Origin of the sequence: Methylobacterium sp. E-046, assembly GCF_022829625.1 — a bacterium.
Classification (GTDB): Bacteria; Pseudomonadota; Alphaproteobacteria; order Rhizobiales; family Beijerinckiaceae; genus Methylobacterium; species Methylobacterium longum.
Genome location: NZ_JAKSYP010000172.1, coordinates 20691 through 37511, shown reverse-complemented (window position 1 = coordinate 37511; position 16821 = coordinate 20691). Strand labels below are relative to the sequence as shown.

17 protein-coding genes and 1 pseudogene are annotated in these 16821 nt (G+C 72.0%); 12 read left to right on the top strand and 6 right to left on the bottom strand.

All coding sequences use genetic code 11. The features are described 5' to 3' along the window. The first annotated feature begins 260 nt into the window (after positions 1-260). Positions 261-1136 (top strand): RNA polymerase factor sigma-32, encoded by an 876-nt coding sequence (locus MKK82_RS15950; protein ID WP_238286822.1) that lies wholly within the window; start codon positions 261-263, stop codon positions 1134-1136. Positions 1137-1251: 115 nt separating this feature from the next. On the opposite strand, the gene MKK82_RS15945 is transcribed toward MKK82_RS15950, so the two are convergent. From MKK82_RS15945 to MKK82_RS15935, 3 genes are all read right to left on the bottom strand, one after another. Continuing rightward, positions 1252-2484 (bottom strand): MFS transporter, encoded by a 1233-nt coding sequence (locus MKK82_RS15945; RefSeq protein WP_238286824.1) that lies wholly within the window; start codon positions 2482-2484, stop codon positions 1252-1254. A gap of 125 nt (positions 2485-2609) precedes the next feature. Next, positions 2610-3002 carry a tautomerase family protein gene (locus tag MKK82_RS15940; RefSeq protein WP_243986258.1) on the bottom strand — a complete coding sequence of 131 codons (393 nt, stop codon included), beginning with the start codon at positions 3000-3002 and terminating at the stop codon, positions 2610-2612. Between the two features lie 21 nt (positions 3003-3023). Continuing rightward, positions 3024-3407 (bottom strand): DUF4865 family protein, encoded by a 384-nt coding sequence (locus MKK82_RS15935; protein WP_279603064.1) that lies wholly within the window; start codon positions 3405-3407, stop codon positions 3024-3026. A 266-nt stretch (positions 3408-3673) separates the two neighbouring features. Here MKK82_RS15935 and MKK82_RS15930 point away from each other — a divergent pair, with 266 nt between their 5' ends. Beyond that, on the top strand, positions 3674-4552 hold the full coding sequence (locus tag MKK82_RS15930; protein WP_243986256.1) for a LysR family transcriptional regulator: 879 nt from the start codon (positions 3674-3676) through the stop codon (positions 4550-4552). Between the two features lie 19 nt (positions 4553-4571). Here the strand turns inward: MKK82_RS15930 and secB are convergent, their stop codons facing one another. Further along, complete coding sequence (gene secB, locus MKK82_RS15925) at positions 4572-5072, bottom strand: protein-export chaperone SecB (RefSeq protein ID WP_238286828.1); 501 nt, start codon at positions 5070-5072, stop codon at positions 4572-4574. Positions 5073-5404: 332 nt separating this feature from the next. Here secB and MKK82_RS15920 point away from each other — a divergent pair, with 332 nt between their 5' ends. From MKK82_RS15920 to MKK82_RS34210, 10 genes and pseudogenes are all read left to right on the top strand, one after another. Further along, a complete protein-coding gene (locus MKK82_RS15920) occupies positions 5405-6118 on the top strand; it encodes a Tim44/TimA family putative adaptor protein (RefSeq protein WP_238286829.1) in 714 nt (237 codons plus the stop codon). 18 nt (positions 6119-6136) lie between these two features. Then, positions 6137-7318 (top strand): murein transglycosylase A, encoded by a 1182-nt coding sequence (locus MKK82_RS15915; RefSeq protein ID WP_373323305.1) that lies wholly within the window; start codon positions 6137-6139, stop codon positions 7316-7318. Next, positions 7315-7950 carry a Smr/MutS family protein gene (locus tag MKK82_RS15910; protein ID WP_243986255.1) on the top strand — a complete coding sequence of 212 codons (636 nt, stop codon included), beginning with the start codon at positions 7315-7317 and terminating at the stop codon, positions 7948-7950. Before MKK82_RS15915 ends, MKK82_RS15910 begins: the two co-directional genes overlap by 4 nt. 134 nt (positions 7951-8084) lie before the next feature. Continuing rightward, entirely contained in the window at positions 8085-8975 is an 891-nt protein-coding gene (gene mutM, locus MKK82_RS15905; RefSeq protein ID WP_238286831.1) for a bifunctional DNA-formamidopyrimidine glycosylase/DNA-(apurinic or apyrimidinic site) lyase, read from the top strand. Positions 8976-9125: 150 nt separating this feature from the next. Next, positions 9126-10526, top strand: coding sequence for an endolytic transglycosylase MltG (gene mltG / locus MKK82_RS15900; protein WP_238286832.1), 1401 nt, complete (start codon positions 9126-9128; stop codon positions 10524-10526). A 330-nt stretch (positions 10527-10856) separates the two neighbouring features. Beyond that, on the top strand, positions 10857-11285 hold the full coding sequence (locus MKK82_RS15895; protein ID WP_238286833.1) for a VOC family protein: 429 nt from the start codon (positions 10857-10859) through the stop codon (positions 11283-11285). A 128-nt stretch (positions 11286-11413) separates the two neighbouring features. Further along, the gene (locus tag MKK82_RS15890) at positions 11414-12289 is read left to right on the top strand and encodes a YicC/YloC family endoribonuclease (protein ID WP_243986254.1); all 876 of its coding nucleotides are present in this window, start codon (positions 11414-11416) and stop codon (positions 12287-12289) included. A 49-nt stretch (positions 12290-12338) separates the two neighbouring features. Beyond that, positions 12339-13001: a guanylate kinase gene (gmk, locus tag MKK82_RS15885; RefSeq protein ID WP_238286835.1), complete on the top strand. Its 663-nt coding sequence runs from the start codon at positions 12339-12341 to the stop codon at positions 12999-13001. Positions 13002-13019: 18 nt separating this feature from the next. Continuing rightward, positions 13020-13073, top strand: a pseudogene (locus MKK82_RS34215) (hypothetical protein); the annotation flags it as partial. 39 nt (positions 13074-13112) lie between these two features. Continuing rightward, positions 13113-13340, top strand: a complete 228-nt coding sequence (locus MKK82_RS34210) for a hypothetical protein (protein ID WP_313902100.1) — start codon at positions 13113-13115, stop codon at positions 13338-13340. A gap of 199 nt (positions 13341-13539) precedes the next feature. On the opposite strand, the gene MKK82_RS15875 is transcribed toward MKK82_RS34210, so the two are convergent. Both MKK82_RS15875 and MKK82_RS15870 read right to left on the bottom strand, forming a co-directional pair. Continuing rightward, positions 13540-14139 (bottom strand): biliverdin-producing heme oxygenase, encoded by a 600-nt coding sequence (locus MKK82_RS15875; protein ID WP_238286837.1) that lies wholly within the window; start codon positions 14137-14139, stop codon positions 13540-13542. Then, on the bottom strand, positions 14136-16751 hold the full coding sequence (locus tag MKK82_RS15870; RefSeq protein ID WP_243986253.1) for a histidine kinase dimerization/phosphoacceptor domain -containing protein: 2616 nt from the start codon (positions 16749-16751) through the stop codon (positions 14136-14138). Before MKK82_RS15870 ends, MKK82_RS15875 begins: the two co-directional genes overlap by 4 nt. Between the last annotated feature and the right edge of the window lie 70 nt (positions 16752-16821).

Here is a 16821-nt window from a genome sequence, read left to right as displayed (position 1 = left end):
GGGCGGCGCCGGTGCGGTCGCAACATCGGCGGGGCCTCTCCGGCCTCCGCGGGGCTGGACACGACCGCGCCTGCGCCCATGTCACCTCAACTGCACACGCGATCGTGGCCGGCCCGTTGTCGCATTCTGGGGCATCGGGGCGGAACTTTCGCGTTTTGCCTTCCGTTGTCGGTTGCCTGGCGTCACCCCTGGGAGGCGCCTGCGCGCCGGACCAGCAGGTCCGGCGCCGCAACAGCACTCGACAACAAGAGGCAGGCGGGATGGCTGAGATCGCGGGAATTCGACGGCAGTTCATACGGACTGCGATGGAGGCACCCTTCCTGGCCCGGGAGGAGGAGCGCGGCCTCGCCGTCCGTTGGAAGGATGCCCGCGATGAGCGCGCCCTTCACCGTCTGATCTCAGCCCATATGCGCCTCGTCATCGCCCTGGCGGGGCGTTTCCGTCACTACGGCCTGCCGATGGCCGATCTCGTTCAGGAAGGCCACGTCGGCCTGATGGAGGCTGCCGCCCGCTTCGAGCCGGAGCGGGATGTCCGATTCTCCACCTACGCGACGTGGTGGATCCGGGCCTCGATCCAGGACTACATCCTGCGCAACTGGTCGATCGTGCGCGGCGGGACCTCCTCGGCCCAGAAGGCCTTGTTCTTCAACCTGCGCCGTCTGCGCGCCAGGCTGATGCAGTCCACCGAGGAGCATGTCGGCGACGAGATCCACCGGCGCATCGCCACCGCCATCGGCGTCTCGCGCGACGACGTCGCCCTGATGGACGCGCGCCTCTCCGGCCCCGACATGTCGCTGAACGCCCCGGTGGGCGAGGACAGCGATGCCTCCTCGGAGCGGATGGACTTCCTGGTGGACGGCGCCGACCTGCCGGACGAGACGGTCAGCGCCACCGTGGACGGCGAGCGTCGCCTCAGCTGGCTTCAGCAGGCCCTCACGGTCCTGTCCGAGCGCGAGTTGCGCATCCTGCGCGAGCGGCGCCTCGCCGAGGATCAGGCGACCCTGGAGGCTTTGGGCCAGCGCCTCGGCATCTCGAAGGAGCGGGTCCGCCAGATCGAGAACCGCGCCCTGGAGAAACTCCGCCGCGCCCTGGCCGACCGGTTCCCGGCCGCGACCGGCAGCCCGCATATCGGCTGATCGGCGACGACACGGCTATCCGATCGGAGCCCGGCCCCCGGCCGGGCTTTGTCGTATCGCATTGCCCGTCATCGCGGACGGCAGCCGGGATCGCCGTGCCGGATCCCGGCCAAGCCTAGGCGCCCTGAATGGCCGCGCTTTGCCGCTCCCGTCGGCGCCGCCGTCGGCCCGGTTCGGGCGTCGCGTCGAGCCAGATGACGAGGGCGAGGGCGACGAGGGCCGGCACGCCGAGCGCCAGGAACGATCCGGTCCAGCCGAACAAGCCGTAGGCCAGACCGCCGTACCAGCCCGACAGCGCGCCGCCCACGCCCTGGACCGCGTTGACGCTGCCGAGGGCCGTCTGCGTGCGCCCGGACCCCCAGGTCAGGTCGGCGATGACCACCGGCACCGCCACCCCGACGATCCCGGAGGCGACCCCGTCGAGCACCTCGGCCGAGATGAGCCAGACCGGATCGTCGATCAGGCCGGAGAGGAGCGCCCGCACGGGCAGCACCGCGAAGGCGACCATCAGGAGCTGCCGCCGCCCCCGCCGGTCCGCCAGGGATCCGGCGAACAACGCCACCGGCACCATCACGAGTTGCGCCACCATGACGTAGCGGGCTGTCCAGGTCGTGGCATCGGCGGCCGTGGCCACGAGCTTCTGGCCGAGCAGCGAGAGCATGCCGCCGTTGCCGAGGTTGAAGAGGGTCAGGGCCACCGTCAGCACCAGGAGGCGGCGGTTGCCCAGCACCTGCCGGATGCCGCTGCGCGCCGGCTCGTCCTCCTCGTCCTCCTTCCAGCCGACCGCGCGGCGGCGGTTCCAGGCCCCGGCCGGCGTGGTCAGGGTGGCGACGATCGCGGCGACCGCCATGCCGCCCAGTACCCAGAACGCGATCGCGGGTCCGAACGTGCTGGTGCCCAGGCTGATACCGCCGGCCGCGACCAGGATGCCGACATGGTTGAAGGCCTGATTGCGACCCTGCTGCTTGGGAAAGCCGTCCTTCCCCACGATTCCGAGGGTGAGGGCGGCGACCGCCGGAAGCAGCAGGGTGCCGCCCGCCGCGGCGAGGAGTTGCGCGGCCAGAACGGCGGGGACGCTGCGCGCCGGAAGCAGCAGCAACGTTCCGGCCAGGATCGCACCGCAGGCGAGCGCGATGAGCAGGCGGGGGCGCGGAAACCGGTCGACCAGTGCGCCGAAGGGACCGCTGAGGAACAGGGTCCCGAATCCGACCAGCGTGATCACGAAGCCGATCCGGGCCGGGCTCCATCCGGCGGCCTGCGCCAGCCACGTCCCGAGAAACGGACCCAGGCCACCCTGGATGTCGCCGATGAACAGGTTGATCAGGGCGAGGTGAGCGGTGGGAGCCATGCGATCCAGGAGCCGTTGCGGGCCCCGCACCTGAACGTGGGACCTGCAACGGTCAAGCCCAGACGCCGGCGAGCGTCGCCGCAACGGCCGGTGGCCGTGCCGACCGGGATCGGCGGGTCCCGCGCTCAGGGTTGCGGCGGCCCGTACGACATCAGCCCGTCCCCGAAGGACCAGTTCTCCGGGGCGACCTCGATGAGGTTGACCAGAACATCCCCCGGCTTCACGCCCGGGTCGCGCGCGAGGTTGCGGGCGATGGCCGCGTAGAGATCCCGCTTCTGCGCGGTCCCCCGGGTGGCGTTGGCGGTGATCTGGATAATCACGAGCCCGTCGCCGCGCGGGATGCCGAGGTAGTCGGGGTCGAAGGCGAAATCGGCCGCCTCGTGCTGGTGCACGAGGGTGAACAGATCACCCTGCGGAACCGAAAAGGCTTCGCGCATCGCGTCATAGATTCCGGTGACGAGGGCGGCGCGGTAGGCGTCGGTCGTACCGGCGCGCAGGGAGATGCGGGTTATCGGCATGGTCTTCCTCCGGGCTGGGGATCAGAGACGGCGCGCGGCCGCGAGGCCGGGGGCTGCGAGAGGGGCGATCGCGGCCGCGGAGATGTCCGCGACCGGCGCGGCCCGAAGGGTAAAGCGTGTCAGCCGCCAAGTGCCCGCATCGAGGCCGCTGGCGGATGCCAGCACGTCGCGCTGACCGGCAATCTCACGTCCGCGGGCCACCTCACGCGCCCGCAGGCTCTCCAGATCCGCGTCCGTTGCGATGAGCCGCGTCTCGTCGGCTAGGAACCGGCTCGTGATAGCGGTGCCGAAGCTCACCGCCCAGGCCAGCCAGACGTCGATCCGGGGCCGGCCGAAGCTGTCGACCACGGCTTGGAAGCCGGAGCTGCCGAGGAAATCCGCGGCCGCCCCGGTGTCCCGCCACAGGTAGAGCGCGCTGCAGGCGTTGGCCGAGGCGCCCCGCGCCCGATCCTCGATCGTGACGGCCCTTGAAGACGAGGCCCGGCATCCCGTCCCAGGCTGGGGCGCGCGCCGTGACGCGATCGCGGATCCAGGCCATCGGATAATCGGCCGGCAGACGGTGCCAGTATCGGGCGATGAGCATCGTGCACTCCCTGTTCGCACCGACAGGCTTGCACGCGATGACGATATCATCGAGATATCGCCACTGATATCTAAGATAACGAATCATTATGGTGCACGCGCGTCCCCTGGATCTCGAGGGCGTCCTCGCCTTCGTCCGGGTGGTCGATCTCGGCAGCTTCACCCGGGCTGCCGCGGCGCTCGATACCTCGCAGGCCGCGATCAGCCTTCGTCTGAAGCGCCTGGAGGATCGGATCGGCACGCGCCTCCTCGATCGGACGCCGCGGCACGTGGCGGTGACCCGGCAGGGCGAGCTGTTCCTGCTGGCAGCGCGGCGCCTGCTGGAGGCCCATGACAGCGCCCTGGCCGACGTGGCGGGCGCAGCTCCGGCCCGGCTCAGCCTCGGCATCAGCGATCACGTCGCCGGGCCCGATCTGCCTGACCTGCTGCGGCGCCTCGGCTTGGCCCAGGCAGGGCTCGTCGCCGAGGTGCGGATCAGGCCCTCGCGGGATCTCGCAACAGCCTTCGATTCACCCGGCGAGGGCGGCTTCGACGCCGTCATCCTCCGCACCGAGGAGCCCGCGGAACGGGGCGGAACGGTCCTGGCCGAGGAACGCCTGGGGTGGTTTGCCGCGCCGGACTTCCCCGCCCCGCGCGCGGGCGAGCCCCTGCGGCTCGCCGGGCTGGCGGGTCCCTGCAACGTCCGGGGGGTGGCGACCCGCGCCCTCGACGCTGCGGGTTTGCCTTGGACGGAAATCTTCGTCGGGGGCGGCGTGATGGCGGTCGGGGCCGCCGTCATGGCCGGGCTGGCCGTCGCGGCGCTGGCGCCAAGCACCGCGCCGCCGGGCGCCCTGGAGATCGGCGGCGCGTTCGGACTGCCCGAATTGCCCCGCACCTGGATCGTGCTGCGCGCCCGCCGCCTCGACGGGCGTGCCGCGGAGGCGCTGCGCACGCTCACCGCGGCCTACCGAAGTCCCGGCGGTCGCTGACCGACCGCCGATCGTCGCATCAGGAGGCGAGCGGACCCTGCGCACCCTGCTGTTCCACCATCTTCTGACGGTAGAGGCCGACGAAGTCGATCGGATCGATGTACAGGGGCGGGAAACCGCCGTTGCGCACCGCCTCCGCCACGATCTGACGGGCGAAGGGGAAGAGCAGGCGCGGGCACTCGATCATCACGGCCGGATGGATCTGATCGGCCGGGATGTTCAGCAGGCGGAACACGCCGGCATAGGTCACCTCGAAGGCGAACAGCACCTCGTTCTGGATCTTGGCGTCGCCTTCGAGCTTCAGCTCGACCTCGAAGTCGGTCTCGGAGAGCTGCGCCGCGTTGACGTTCACCTGGATGTTGATCTGCGGTCCCTGGCCTTCCTTGGGCTGCAGGGAGCGGGGCGCGTTCGGATTCTCGAAGGAGAGATCCTTCGTGTACTGCGCCAGGGCGTTGATCGTCGGCACATCGCCCTGCGGCATGCCGCCGCCGTTACCGTTCGCTGCCGGGGAGTCGGCCATGCGGATCATCCTTCTCGATCGGCCGGCATGGCCGGCGCGGGTTGTCTCAGCGGGAGCCGCTGGATCGCGCCGCGGAACTGCGCAAACTGCAGGGCCGCTAACACGGGCATCGAGCCTGGACAAGCGAGCTGGCGTGGCGCTGGCGGTGACGGCCCCCGCGACCCATATCGCATCGGGAGCGGGATCGGATCCCGCACTGGTACAACCGGCTCGCTCCCGGCGCGTTGGTCGGATATGAGTCGCCAGGACCCATGCGCGCTTAGCCGGCGCCGCACCGCGCACGACCTGAGCAAGGGGCACAGGGTCTCGCCGCGGCCACCATCGGATCGGTGATGCAGGACAGTTTCGACATTACGACGATCATCTTCCTCGCGCTGGCCGTCTTCGTGATCTGGCGGTTGCGCTCGGTGCTCGGCCAGAAGACGGGGGCGGAACGCTCACCCTTCAAGCCGGTCGACCGCAGCCGCACCGAGCCCCAGGCCCGGACCGACGGGGACAACGTCGTGCGGCTGCCCGGCGCCGACCGGGTGCAGGCCGCCTCGCCACCCGCCGCCGCGCCGCGCGACTGGCGCGGGATCGCCGAGCCCGGCTCGGAGGTGTCCCGAGGGCTGGAGGCCTGCGTCCAGGCGGAGCCCAGCTTCGATCCGCGGGCCTTCCTGGAAGGCGCCAAATCCGCCTACGAGGCCATCATGATCGCGTTCGCGAAGGGCGACCGGAAGACCCTGCGCGGGCTCCTCTCCAAGGAGGTCGGCGAGGCGTTCGAGCGGGCGATCGTCGAGCGCGAGCGTAACCGGCAGACCCTGGAGACGACCTTCGTCTCCATCGACAAGGCCGAGATCGTCGCCGTCGAGGTGCGCAACCGGGTGGCGCAGGTCACCGTGCGCTTCCTGTCGAACCTGATCACCGCCACCCGCAACGCCGAGGGCAAGGTCGTGGACGGCAGCGCCGAGACGGTGGTCGAGGTGCCGGACGTCTGGACCTTCGCTCGAACCCTGGGGGCGCGCGATCCGAACTGGCAGCTCGTGGCCACCGAGGCCGGCGCCTGACTGCGTGACAGCCTTGCCGTGTCGATCCCGCGTGCCTTGTCCGGAATCGTCCCGGCCGCCCTCCTCGCTCTGCTGACTCACGCGTCGGCCGCCACGCCCGTGGCGGTCGGCGGCGCGATCCTGACGCCTGTCGCCCTCGATGCGCTTCCGGGATTTCCCGGCCGGACGCCTGTCGCTGCGCTGGATGCGTTCCGCCGGGTCTGCGCCGCGCCGCCCCCCGCCCTGCCTCAGGCCGCGGGCGTCGCGGGCGATCCGGCCGCCCTGGCCGAAGCCTGCGCGGCCGCCGCGGGGGATGTGGCGGACGCCGCCGCCTTCTTCCGGGAGCGTTTCGAGGCCTTCCGCGTCGAGCTGCCCGGATCCGAGCGGCCCGGCTTCCTGACCGGCTACTTCGAGCCGGAGTTGACGGGCTCCCTCGCTCCGGGACCGGACTTCCCGACGCCGGTGCTCGCCCGGCCGGACGACCTCGTCTCCCTCGGCCCCGGGGAGAGCCGCCCCGGTCTCGACCCGGGGTTGCGCGCCGCCCGCGCTACGGAGGACGGGTTCGTGCCCTACCCGGACCGCGCCGCGATCGACGACGGGGCGCTGGGCGCGCGCGCGCGCCCGATCCTCTGGCTGCGCGACACCGTCGATCTGCTGGTCCTGCAGGTGCAAGGGTCCGGGCGGGTCCGCCTGCCGGACGGAACCGTCGTGCGTGTCCTCTATGACGGTCGGAATGGGCGGCCCTACACCGCAGTGGCGAAGCTGATCGTGCAGGAGGGGCACCTGCCCCTGGAGGGCCTGACGCTGGCCCGCTGGACGGGGTGGCTGCGCGATCACCCGGAGATCGCCAAGCGGCTGATCCGTGCCAACGCGTCCTACATCTTCTTCCGCCTTGCCGCCGTGACGGATCCGGCCCTCGGGCCGCCCGGAGCCGCCAACGCGCCCCTCAGCCCCGGCTGCAGCCTCGCGATCGATGCGACCCTGTGGCGCTACGGGCTGCCCTTCTGGCTCGCCGGCCCGATCCCCGGCGGCGCTTCCGGCGAGGTCGGGCGGCTCGTCGTCGCGGCCGATACGGGTTCGGCCATCGTCGGCCCGGCCCGGGGCGACCTCTTCGTCGGCACCGGCGCGCAGGCGGGCGTGACGGCCGGGAACCTGCGGGACGCCGTCGGCTTCGTGGTCCTCCTGCCGAAACGCGGTGCCGCCCCGGAGAACGCGCCGTGAGGCCGCCCCGCCGCGGGCGCCGCCTCACCGCCGGCGAAGCCCGGCTCTGGGACGCGATCGCCCAGTTGGTGACGCCGCTGCTCAGCCGCGCCCCCCCGCATCCCGAGATCGTGCCCGCTCCGGCGGCGCCGACCGCCACCATGCCGGTGCTCACGGCGCCGATCCTGAAGCCCAGCGCCCCCCCGATCACCAAGAGACCGCGCGCCAAGTCGCCACCGATGACGGTGCCGGAGCCGCCGCGATCGCCGACCGCCGCGCCCTACCAGGCGCCGCCCCAGCGCCATGCCCCGAGCCCGGGCCTGGAGCGGTCCGCGAAGGTCGGCCTGCGGCGTGGGCGGCTGGCGATCGAGGCGCGGATCGACCTGCACGGGATGGTGCAGGTGGAGGCGCACGCCGCGCTGACCGGCTTCCTGCTCCGGGCGCGGGCCGCCGGCCATGCCTACGTGCTGGTCGTCACGGGCAAGGGCGGGCCGGGCTATTCCGAGGCCTTCGCCGAGCGCGGGGTGCTCCGCCGCAGCGTCCCGCACTGGTTGCGCGGGCCGGAGTTGCGCGGCATCGTCCTCGGCTTCGAGGAGGCCGCACGCCACCATGGCGGCGGCGGCGCGCTCTACGTGCGGCTGCGGCGGCGATAGGGATTTCGGATCCGCCGGGCCCCACGCGCCGAGCGCGGCAAACCGCGCGACACCGGCACCGTTGCCATGACGGCGCGCCCCGCCGATATCCGGAGCCGGCGCACAGGGCGCCGTGCAGGCAAGCCGCGAGAGAGATGCCGGAGCTTCCCGAGGTCGAGACGGTGCGGCGGGGCTTGGCCCCCGCGATGGTCGGCGCCCGGTTCAGCCGGGTCACCCTCCGCCGGGCCAACCTGCGTTTCCCGTTCCCGGAGCGGTTCGCCGCGCGCCTGGAGGGGCGGACCGTCACCGGCCTCGCCCGCCGGGCGAAATACCTCACGGCCGATCTCGACTCGGGCGAGACGCTGGTGATGCATCTCGGCATGAGCGGCCGGTTCGACGTGGCACTGCCCGACGGCAGCAACCTCTCGCCCGGCGACTTCTATCTGGAGGGGGCTCAGGGTACGCCGAAGCACGACCACGTCGTCATGGCGATGAGCACCGGCGCCACCGTGACCTACAACGACGCCCGCCGCTTCGGCTTCATGGACCTCGTGCCGAGCGCGGGACTCGCCACCTGCCGCCACTTCGCCCGGATGGGGATCGAGCCCCTCGACGGGCTCACCGGCGCGGTCGTCGCCCAGCTCTTCCGCCACAAGATCGCGCCCCTGAAGGCCGCCCTGCTGGACCAGCGCCTCATCGCGGGCCTCGGCAACATCTACGTCTGCGAAGCCCTGCACCGGGCGCGCCTGCATCCGGAAGCCCCGGCCGGGAGCCTCGCGAAGGCCGACGGACGTCCGACCGCGAAGGCCAACGCCCTCGCGAAGGCGATCGTCGCGGTTCTGGAGGAGGCCGTGGAGGCAGGCGGCTCGACGCTGCGCGACTACGCCCACACGGACGGCAGCGCGGGCGCGTTCCAGCACGCCTTCCGGGTCTACGACCGGGTCGGGCTGCCCTGCAGCCGGCCGGGCTGCGGCGGGTCGATCGCCCGCATCGTCCAGGCGAACCGCTCGACCTTCTTCTGCGCGGCCTGCCAAACCCAGGGCTGAGGGCGACGAACCCTGCGTCGCCGCGCCGCAGGACGGCATTTTCGCCACAAACCCGGCTAGGGTCTCCGTCTCGACGTGCGCACCCGGTTGCGGGCAGCCGATCCCGGCCCGCGACGCGTATCGGGTCGCGCGGGCCCAGACAGGATCCCGATGTTCTTCCGCCGCTCCAAGCTGCCCCCGCCCGAGCGCATCGCGCAGGACCCGACGGACGAGCCCGCCCTGCCGCAGCGGCTCTCGCCGCGCTCCCCCGGCGAGGCGATCAAGCCCACTGTCGCGCCCCCGCCCCCGGAGAAGCCCGAGCGCGAGCGGAGCGGCCTCGTGGGCATCGTCAGCGGCGCGCTGACCTTCGCGGTCGTCATCGCCATCGCGGCGATGATCGGCATCACCCTGTTCCAGCGGCAGGTGCGCGAGCCGGGTCCGCTCGCGGCCGACAAGGTCGTGGTGATCCCGACGCACAGTGGCACCGGTGAGATCGCCGAGACCCTGAAGCGCGAGGGGGTGATCGACCACACCGGCCTGTTCGAGTTCGCCGCGCGCTTCGGCGGCCGGCCGGCGCTCCGGGCGGGCGAGTACGTGTTCAAGGCGCATGCGAGCATCGCCGACACCCTCGACACGATCGCCACCGGGCGGCAGGTGCAGCACGCCGTCACCTTCCCGGAGGGTCTGACCTCCGAGCAGATCGTGGGCCGCCTCAACGACAACGACGTCCTCACCGGCGAGATCAACGAGATCCCGCCCGAGGGCTCGCTCCTGCCCGACACCTACAAGTTCGAGCGCGGCGCCACCCGCCAGCAGATCGTCAACCTGATGAAGGCCAAGCAGCGCGAGGTGCTGAACCAGATCTGGCTCCGCCGCAGCGCCGACGTGCCGGTGCGGACCCCGGCCGAGATGGTCACCCTCGCCTCCATCGTCGAGAAGGAGACCGGCCGGGCCGACGAGCGGCCGCGGGTGGCCGGCGTCTTCATCAACCGCCTCAACAAGCGGATGAAGCTGCAATCCGACCCGACCATCGTGTACGGACTCGTGGGCGGCCGCGGCACCCTCGGCCGCGGCATCCTGCGCTCCGAGATCGACCGGCCGACCCCCTACAACACCTACGTGATCGAGGGCCTGCCCCCGGGCCCGATCGCCAATCCCGGCAAGGCCGCCCTGGAGGCGGTGGCCAACCCCTCGCGCACCAAGGACCTCTTCTTCGTGGCCGACGGCAGCGGCGGCCACGCCTTCGCGGACTCGCTCGAGGGGCACCAGCGCAACGTCGCCCGCTGGCGCGCGGTCGAGAAAAGCCGCCAGGCCCCGCCGGACGCCGTCGACAAGGTCGAGCCGGGTCCCGACCCGGCGACGCCCGGACGGGCCTCGGCCTACGCGCCGGGCAACGGCGTCAACACGAACGCCGCCTTCGCCCTCGACGCCGGCACGCCGGGCTCGCGCGCCTTCGACGCGTCGGAGGGCACGCGCCTCGATCCGCTGAAGAACCGCAGCTACGACCTGGGCTCGCCCAAGACGGTGCCGGCGCTCGGCGAACCGGCCGTGGCGCCGCGCGGCCGGCGTTGACGGTCGTCACGCCAGTTCGTCACGCGGGACCCCGTCGCTCCAGGCCACCTCGGCCGGACCGGGGCTTCGCGGTGCCCATCCGTGGAGAGCGGACACGGCTCGGGCGCACGCGGAGGCCGGCGCATTCCCGTTAAGGGAGGGAGAGCGCGTCCCTCGCCGTAGGGGGACGGGGATGTGACCGCTCGGGCGGAGGTTCGCCCCGCACGCGCCCCGAGGCCCGCCCCCGAAGCTCCCCACCCCGCCCCTCGCCTGCACGGGAGAGGAGCGCCGTACTTCCCGCCAGCGGCGTGACCGAACCTGCGCAGCCCGCGGAAGAGTGGAGAGGGACACATGCCCAGGATGATCTTCGTCAATCTGCCCGTCGCCGACGTCGAGCGCTCGGCCGGCTTCTACGCGGCTCTCGGCGCGAGCCGGGATGCCCGCTTCTCGCAACCCGATACGGCCGCCGCGATGGTGTTCTCCGACACGATCGTGGTCATGCTGCTGAGCCACGCGCATTTCGCAGGCTTCTCGCCGCGCCCGATCGCCGATGCCCGGGCCGCCACCGAGGTGCTGATCTGCCTGTCCGAGGACAGCCGGTCCGCCGTCGACGGGAGCGTGGAGCGCGCGGTCGCCGCCGGGGGGCGCGCCGACCTTCGGCCGAAGCAGGAGATGGGCGATGTCATGTACGGCCGGAGCATCGAGGATCTCGACGGCCACGTGATCGAACTGATGTGGATGGACGTCGAAGCCATGATGAAGGGCCGGCCGGCCGATTGAGGCTGCGGGCCGGGCGCCCGTCCCGACGCCGTGCCGCGCGCCGTCCGCGACGGCATAGGCCGACCGGCCTCTTCCCTCGGTGAGGATCCGTGCTACAGGCCCCGATCTTCACGGGGACAGGGGTCGCCATGGCCCAGATCGCGAGCATGACCGGCTTCGCCCGTGCGGCGGGCACCACCGGTCCGGTCCACTGGGCCTGGGAGGTCCGCAGCGTCAACGGGCGCGGGCTCGACGTGCGCACCCGCGTGCCCGCCGGCTATGACGGTCTCGGCGAGACCGCCCGCACCGCCCTCCAGAAAACCCTGAGCCGCGGCCAGTGCCAGCTGACGCTGACGCTCACCAAGCCGGAGGCGGCCGCCCGGGTGCGGATCAACGAGACCCTGCTGGCGAGCCTCGCACAGGCGGTGGCGCGGGTGCCGGTGCCGGAGGGCGTGGCCCCCGCAACCCTCGACGGTCTCCTCGGCGTGCGCGGCGTGATCGAGGTCGAGGACGAGGCGGCCGAAACCCAGTCCCTCGCCCACGACCTGGCCGAAGGGGTCGTCCGGCTGGTGGCCGACCTCGTCGAGGCCCGGCGCACGGAAGGGCGGCAGCTGGAACAGGTCGTCACCGGTCAGGTCGACCGGATCGCCGCGCTGACCCAGGCGGCCGACGAGAATCCGGCGCGCCGGCCCGAGGCGGTGCGCGCGCGTCTGACGGCGGCCGTCGAAGCCCTGGGCGGCAGCGGTCTCGATCCGGACCGCCTGCATCAGGAGGCCATGCTGCTCGCCGGCAAGGCGGATGTCCGCGAGGAGCTGGACCGGCTCCGCGCCCACGTGGCGAGCGCCCGTGAACTGATGGCGGCGGGCGGCGCGATCGGCCGCCGCCTCGACTTCCTGGCGCAGGAATTCGGCCGCGAGGCCAACACGCTCTGCGCCAAGGCCAACGACATCAGCCTGTCGCGGATCGGACTCGACCTCAAGGCCGTGGTCGAGCAGTTCCGCGAGCAGGTCCAGAACATCGAATGACGGGACGACACGTGAGGATACGGATGCGAAATGCCGCGGAGCCACGCGCATGACCGAGCCGGCCGGGGGCACCTCCGAACCGATCGCGCGGCGCGGGTTGATCCTGATCCTGTCCTCGCCCTCCGGAGCGGGCAAGACCACGCTGACCCGGGCGATCGCGCAGGATCCCGCCTGGGCGCTCGACCTGTCGATCTCGGTGACGACCCGGGCCCGACGCCCCTCGGAGATCGATGGGCGGCACTACCACTTCATCGATCGCGAGGCTTTCGAGGACCTGCGCAGCCGCGACGACCTGCTCGAATGGGCTGAGGTCCACGGCAATTTCTACGGGACGCCTCGTCGGCCCGTCGAGAAGGTGCTCGGCGCCGGCCGCGACATGATCTTCGACATCGACTACCAGGGCACCCGGCAGGTGCGCTCCAAGCTCGCCCAGGACGTCGTCACGGTCTTCATCCTGCCACCCAGCATGGCCGAACTGCGCCAGCGCCTGGAGCGCCGGGCAGAGGACTCGACCGAGACGATCGAGAAGCGCCTCGCCAATGCCCGGACGGAGATCCAGCGCTGGGTCGAGTACGATTACGTCATCGTCAACGACGACCTGCAGAACGCCTTCAGGTCCCTCCAGGGAATCCTGGCCGCCGAGCGGTTGAAGCGCGCCCGCCGGACCGGACTTGCCGAATTTGTCGACGGGCTGTTGGCCGAGACGCCCTAAGGTCGGACCGCCGCGGCGCTGGGCTCCGGGCAGCCGCACGTCGGCCGGTCCATCGCGCAGCTTGAGGCGGAACTCGGCTTCCAGCACTTCGTGCGCGGCCACGGCAGTGCGGTGACGACCCAGGAGGGCGAGGCCTTCGCCCACGAGGTCAAGCAGACCTTCGCGGGCCTGGATTACCTCGGCCATGCCGCGCGCCGCATCCGGGACCGGGGGCCGGATTGCCTGCCCGTGGCCTGCCAGCCGTCCCTGGCCTCACGGCGGCTGCCTCGCTTCGACGCCGAATGCCTCGGATTGCGGGTCTCGGTTCACGTGCCGAGCCCCGACGCGATCTGGTCCTGAGCCGCGTCGGGCCCGTGCGATCTCGGTCTCGCACGCCACTGACGGGGCTGCCGATGATCCTGCGCCCGTTCCGCCCGGAAATTTCGATCGCGACTTTGCTGCTGCGCCCGGCGGAGCGGCCGGTGAGCCGTCTGGCTGAACGGCTGAGCGTCCCTCTGCGAGCGCAGCGGGACGCGCAGCGCTGAGCCGATCCCGTTCGTCAGTCCGCAACCCGCGGGGCGCAGAGCCACGCGCGCATGGCCGTGAAGGTGGTTGCCGCCGCTGCGGTGAGGGACGCCTCCGCGGCGGGATCGGTCCCGAAGGTTTCGAGGCGCGCCCGGAAGGCGGCCCACATCGCGCCTGCCGCGGCGCCGTGCGCCCGGTAATAGGCAAGCCCGTCGCCCGTGAAGCCGTGCAAGCCGGCGATGTGACGGCCGATCAGCGCCCCCCCCAGCGTCGAGCCCTCCAAGACGTAGAGCGCGCCCGTCGCCGCGGCGGGGCCGTCGAGGCGCGGCGCGGCCGGCCGCGGCAGCGCCGCAACCGCACCCCGGGCGAGGCCGAGATGGTCGAGGTCGGCCGCGACCCGGGCGAGGCGACGGCGCGGCGCCAGGAACGGCTCGTCGCCGAGTTCGGCCCCGATCGCCGGCTCCCAGATCGCGTGGAAGCCGTAGAGCCGCGCCAGCAGGTCCCGGTAGCCGGGCAGCGTCGCGACCCGGCCCCGCCAGTCGAGGCTGTCCTCCAGGGCGCGATGGGCCGGATCGGTCGCCGCGCGCAGGCGTGCATGCACGCTGTCGCGGCTGTGCGCGGGATCTCGGCTCACGCGGTGATCGTGAAGCAGGCGCCGGGATTGTTGGCGACGTCGAGCCGGGCGTTGATCTGGTCGAGCATCGCCCGGATCAGCTTCATGCCGAGGCCCGATCCCTTGCTGCGGGCCCGGGCGTCGGCCCAGTCGGCGGGCAGACCGGCGCCGTCGTCGCAGACCCGCAGTTGCACCTCACCGGGACCGGACGCCGAGACGCTGACCTCCACCCGTCCGCCGCCCGTCGGGTTCGCCGCGTACTTGAAGGCGTTGGTGACGAGTTCCGTGGCGATCAGCGAGAGCGCCACCGCCTTTCGGTAGGGCACCATCAGGCCGGGCTCAGCGGTGAGATCGACGGCATGGCCATCGCCTGCGAGGCCCGCGAGATCGTTGCACAGATTCTCGATGGTCTGGCCGAGATCGACCTCGTCGACGCGGTCGGCCTGGTACAGGCTGTCGTGTACGCGCGCGACGCTCATCACCCGTGCGGAGGTGTCGGCGAAAGCCTGCCGTGCCTCGCCGTCGGCGATCTGGCGCCGCTGCATCTGCAGGAAGGCCGAGACGATCTGCAGCGAGTTCTTGACCCGGTGGTCGATCTCCCGGGTCAGCAGATCCTTCTGTTCGAGCAGGCGCTCCTTCTCGGCGAGGAGGCTGGTCAGCTCGTCGATCTTGCGGCGTTGGCGCAGCACGACGCCCTCCACCGCCTCCGCCAGGGAGCCGGCGAGCTGGAGCTGCCAATCCGCCCAGGGGTTGGCGAAGCCGGTGCGCTCCTCGATCCAGCGCTCGAACGAGCGCCGGGGCAGGACCGCTACCGGGCCGCTGCCCGCCAGCACGGGCTTGCGCGGGTCGCCGCCCCAGGTGACCGTGCTGGGCACTTCGGGGCGGAACCAGAGGAGCAGGTTCTCCCGCGATTCGTCCAGGAAAGCCGCCAGCAGGCCGCTGGCGATCTCGCGATAGGGAGCCGCCTCCAGGTACTCGGTGGTGAAGCTGTTGCTGCTGTAGCCGGTTTCACCCTCCCCCACGCGCGTCCGCAACCAGCCGGTGATCGCCGTCACTATCTCGGGCGGGGGCGTCCGGCCGATCAGCGTGACCCGCTCGCCCGAGACGATGCCGGCCCCGGTGGCGCTGAACAGGTCGAGCAGCGTCGTCCCGCCGCCCGTCAGGGCCGCCACGAAGTCGTCGGAGCGGGTCAGCCCGCGCACGAGCCGTCCCTCCACGTCGAGATGCGCCTGCCGCTCAGCCCAGAGCCGGCGGGACTCGATCTCCTGCACCCGCATGGCGAAGGCGTCGGTGAGCACCGTCGCGGCGGAGCGGGTTTCCGGCGCGACGTAGTGCGGCCGGCGATGGTGCCCGATCATAAGGCCCCAGAGCCGGCCCTCGACCATGATCGAGATCGACATCGAGCCGTTCACGCCGAGGTTGCGCTGGTACTCAAGGTGGATCGGCGAGAGCGTCCGGTGCTGGGCGAAGGTCAGGTCGATCGGGCCGTTGCCGGCTCCCGGCGCCGCCACCAGCCCGACCGGCACGCTGTCGCGGTCGATCACGAAGCGGCTCTTGGCCTTGGTGTAGAGGGCGCGCGCCTGGGCGGGGATGTCGGATGCGGGGAAGCGCAGGCCCAGCAGGCTGCGGGACCAATCCGGGGCCTTGTCCTCGGCCACCGCCTCGCCGTTCCAGTCGGTGTCGAAGCGGTAGACCAGCACCGCCTCGAAGCCGGTCAGCGCCCGGATCTCCAGCGCGGCGATCCGGGCGGCGTCCGCCAAAGTCCCGGCCTCGCGCAGGCGCCCGACGGCCAGTTCGGTGTCGATCTGACTCGCGGTCGCGAAGTCGTCCGCGGAATCCGGCTCCAGTTCCAGCTCGACGATCAGGCGCCCGGCATGGGCATGGGCGACGGCGTGGTAGGGCGTGCTGGAGCACGGGAGCGTCAGGCGCCGCCGAAGCGAGCGGCCATCTTCCAGCCCCCCGCCCGCCAGGCGGGTCCGGATCGCCGCGACGAAGTCGGACGGCAGCACGTCGGCCAGGGGCCGACCCGCCAGCGGCGGCTCGACCGGGTCGACGATCTCCGAGATGTTGGCCGAGTAGGCGAGGACCAGCAGCGTCGCGGCATCGGCCGCCAGCATCACGGCATTCGGCTGGATCGATCCCGGGATGTGGATCGGCTCGCGCTCGCAGAGGCTGGCATCCACCGGCTCGGCGCGGACCCGCTGGCCGATCGCCGCCATCACGGCCTCGCGCGGCAGACCGGCTCCGAGGCTTTCCAGCGGGTCGATCGTCAGCCACGTCACCGGGCGCACACCCGTGACGTGACCGCGGCGCATGCGCACCCGGGCCCGCAGCGGCTGCGGCAGGCGGCCGAAGACGTGGTCGAAGCTCTGGTCGAGGGTGCCGCGGCGGGCTCCCGCCAGGAAACGGCCGCGGAAGCCCGGGACGTTCGTGCCCGGCATCACGTCGCGGAAATAATCGCGCCCGAGCACCGCTTCCCGCGACAAGCCGGAAATCGTGCTGGCGCCCTCGCTGAACACCACGACCGTGCCGGCCGAATCCAGCCCGATCACGCCCTGGTCCAGGCTGTCGAGTTCATCGGGGGCAAGGGCGTCGAGTTCGACGCCGTGTTCGCGGGCCGGGTTCGACGGCATCAGGTGCGAAACCGGCTCATCGGGAGCGGTATGGCGCTGAGATGGATCGAGCGCAATGGCTGTCTTTGCA

What these genes read in the sequence shown, in the direction of transcription:
- secB (WP_238286828.1), bottom strand. Translation starts at nt 5,072, where the DNA reads ATGGCCGACTCCCCGGCAGCGAACGGTAACGGCGGCGGCATGCCGCAG.
- MKK82_RS15945 (WP_238286824.1), bottom strand. Translation starts at nt 2,484, where the DNA reads ATGGCTCCCACCGCTCACCTCGCCCTGATCAACCTGTTCATCGGCGAC.
- MKK82_RS15940 (WP_243986258.1), bottom strand. Translation starts at nt 3,002, where the DNA reads ATGCCGATAACCCGCATCTCCCTGCGCGCCGGTACGACCGACGCCTAC.
- MKK82_RS15950 (WP_238286822.1), top strand. Translation starts at nt 261, where the DNA reads ATGGCTGAGATCGCGGGAATTCGACGGCAGTTCATACGGACTGCGATG.
- MKK82_RS15870 (WP_243986253.1), bottom strand. Translation starts at nt 16,751, where the DNA reads ATGCCGTCGAACCCGGCCCGCGAACACGGCGTCGAACTCGACGCCCTT.
- gmk (WP_238286835.1), top strand. Translation starts at nt 12,339, where the DNA reads ATGACCGAGCCGGCCGGGGGCACCTCCGAACCGATCGCGCGGCGCGGG.
- mltG (WP_238286832.1), top strand. Translation starts at nt 9,126, where the DNA reads ATGTTCTTCCGCCGCTCCAAGCTGCCCCCGCCCGAGCGCATCGCGCAG.
- MKK82_RS15890 (WP_243986254.1), top strand. Translation starts at nt 11,414, where the DNA reads ATGGCCCAGATCGCGAGCATGACCGGCTTCGCCCGTGCGGCGGGCACC.
- mutM (WP_238286831.1), top strand. Translation starts at nt 8,085, where the DNA reads ATGCCGGAGCTTCCCGAGGTCGAGACGGTGCGGCGGGGCTTGGCCCCC.
- MKK82_RS15930 (WP_243986256.1), top strand. Translation starts at nt 3,674, where the DNA reads ATGGTGCACGCGCGTCCCCTGGATCTCGAGGGCGTCCTCGCCTTCGTC.
- MKK82_RS15920 (WP_238286829.1), top strand. Translation starts at nt 5,405, where the DNA reads ATGCAGGACAGTTTCGACATTACGACGATCATCTTCCTCGCGCTGGCC.
- MKK82_RS15895 (WP_238286833.1), top strand. Translation starts at nt 10,857, where the DNA reads ATGCCCAGGATGATCTTCGTCAATCTGCCCGTCGCCGACGTCGAGCGC.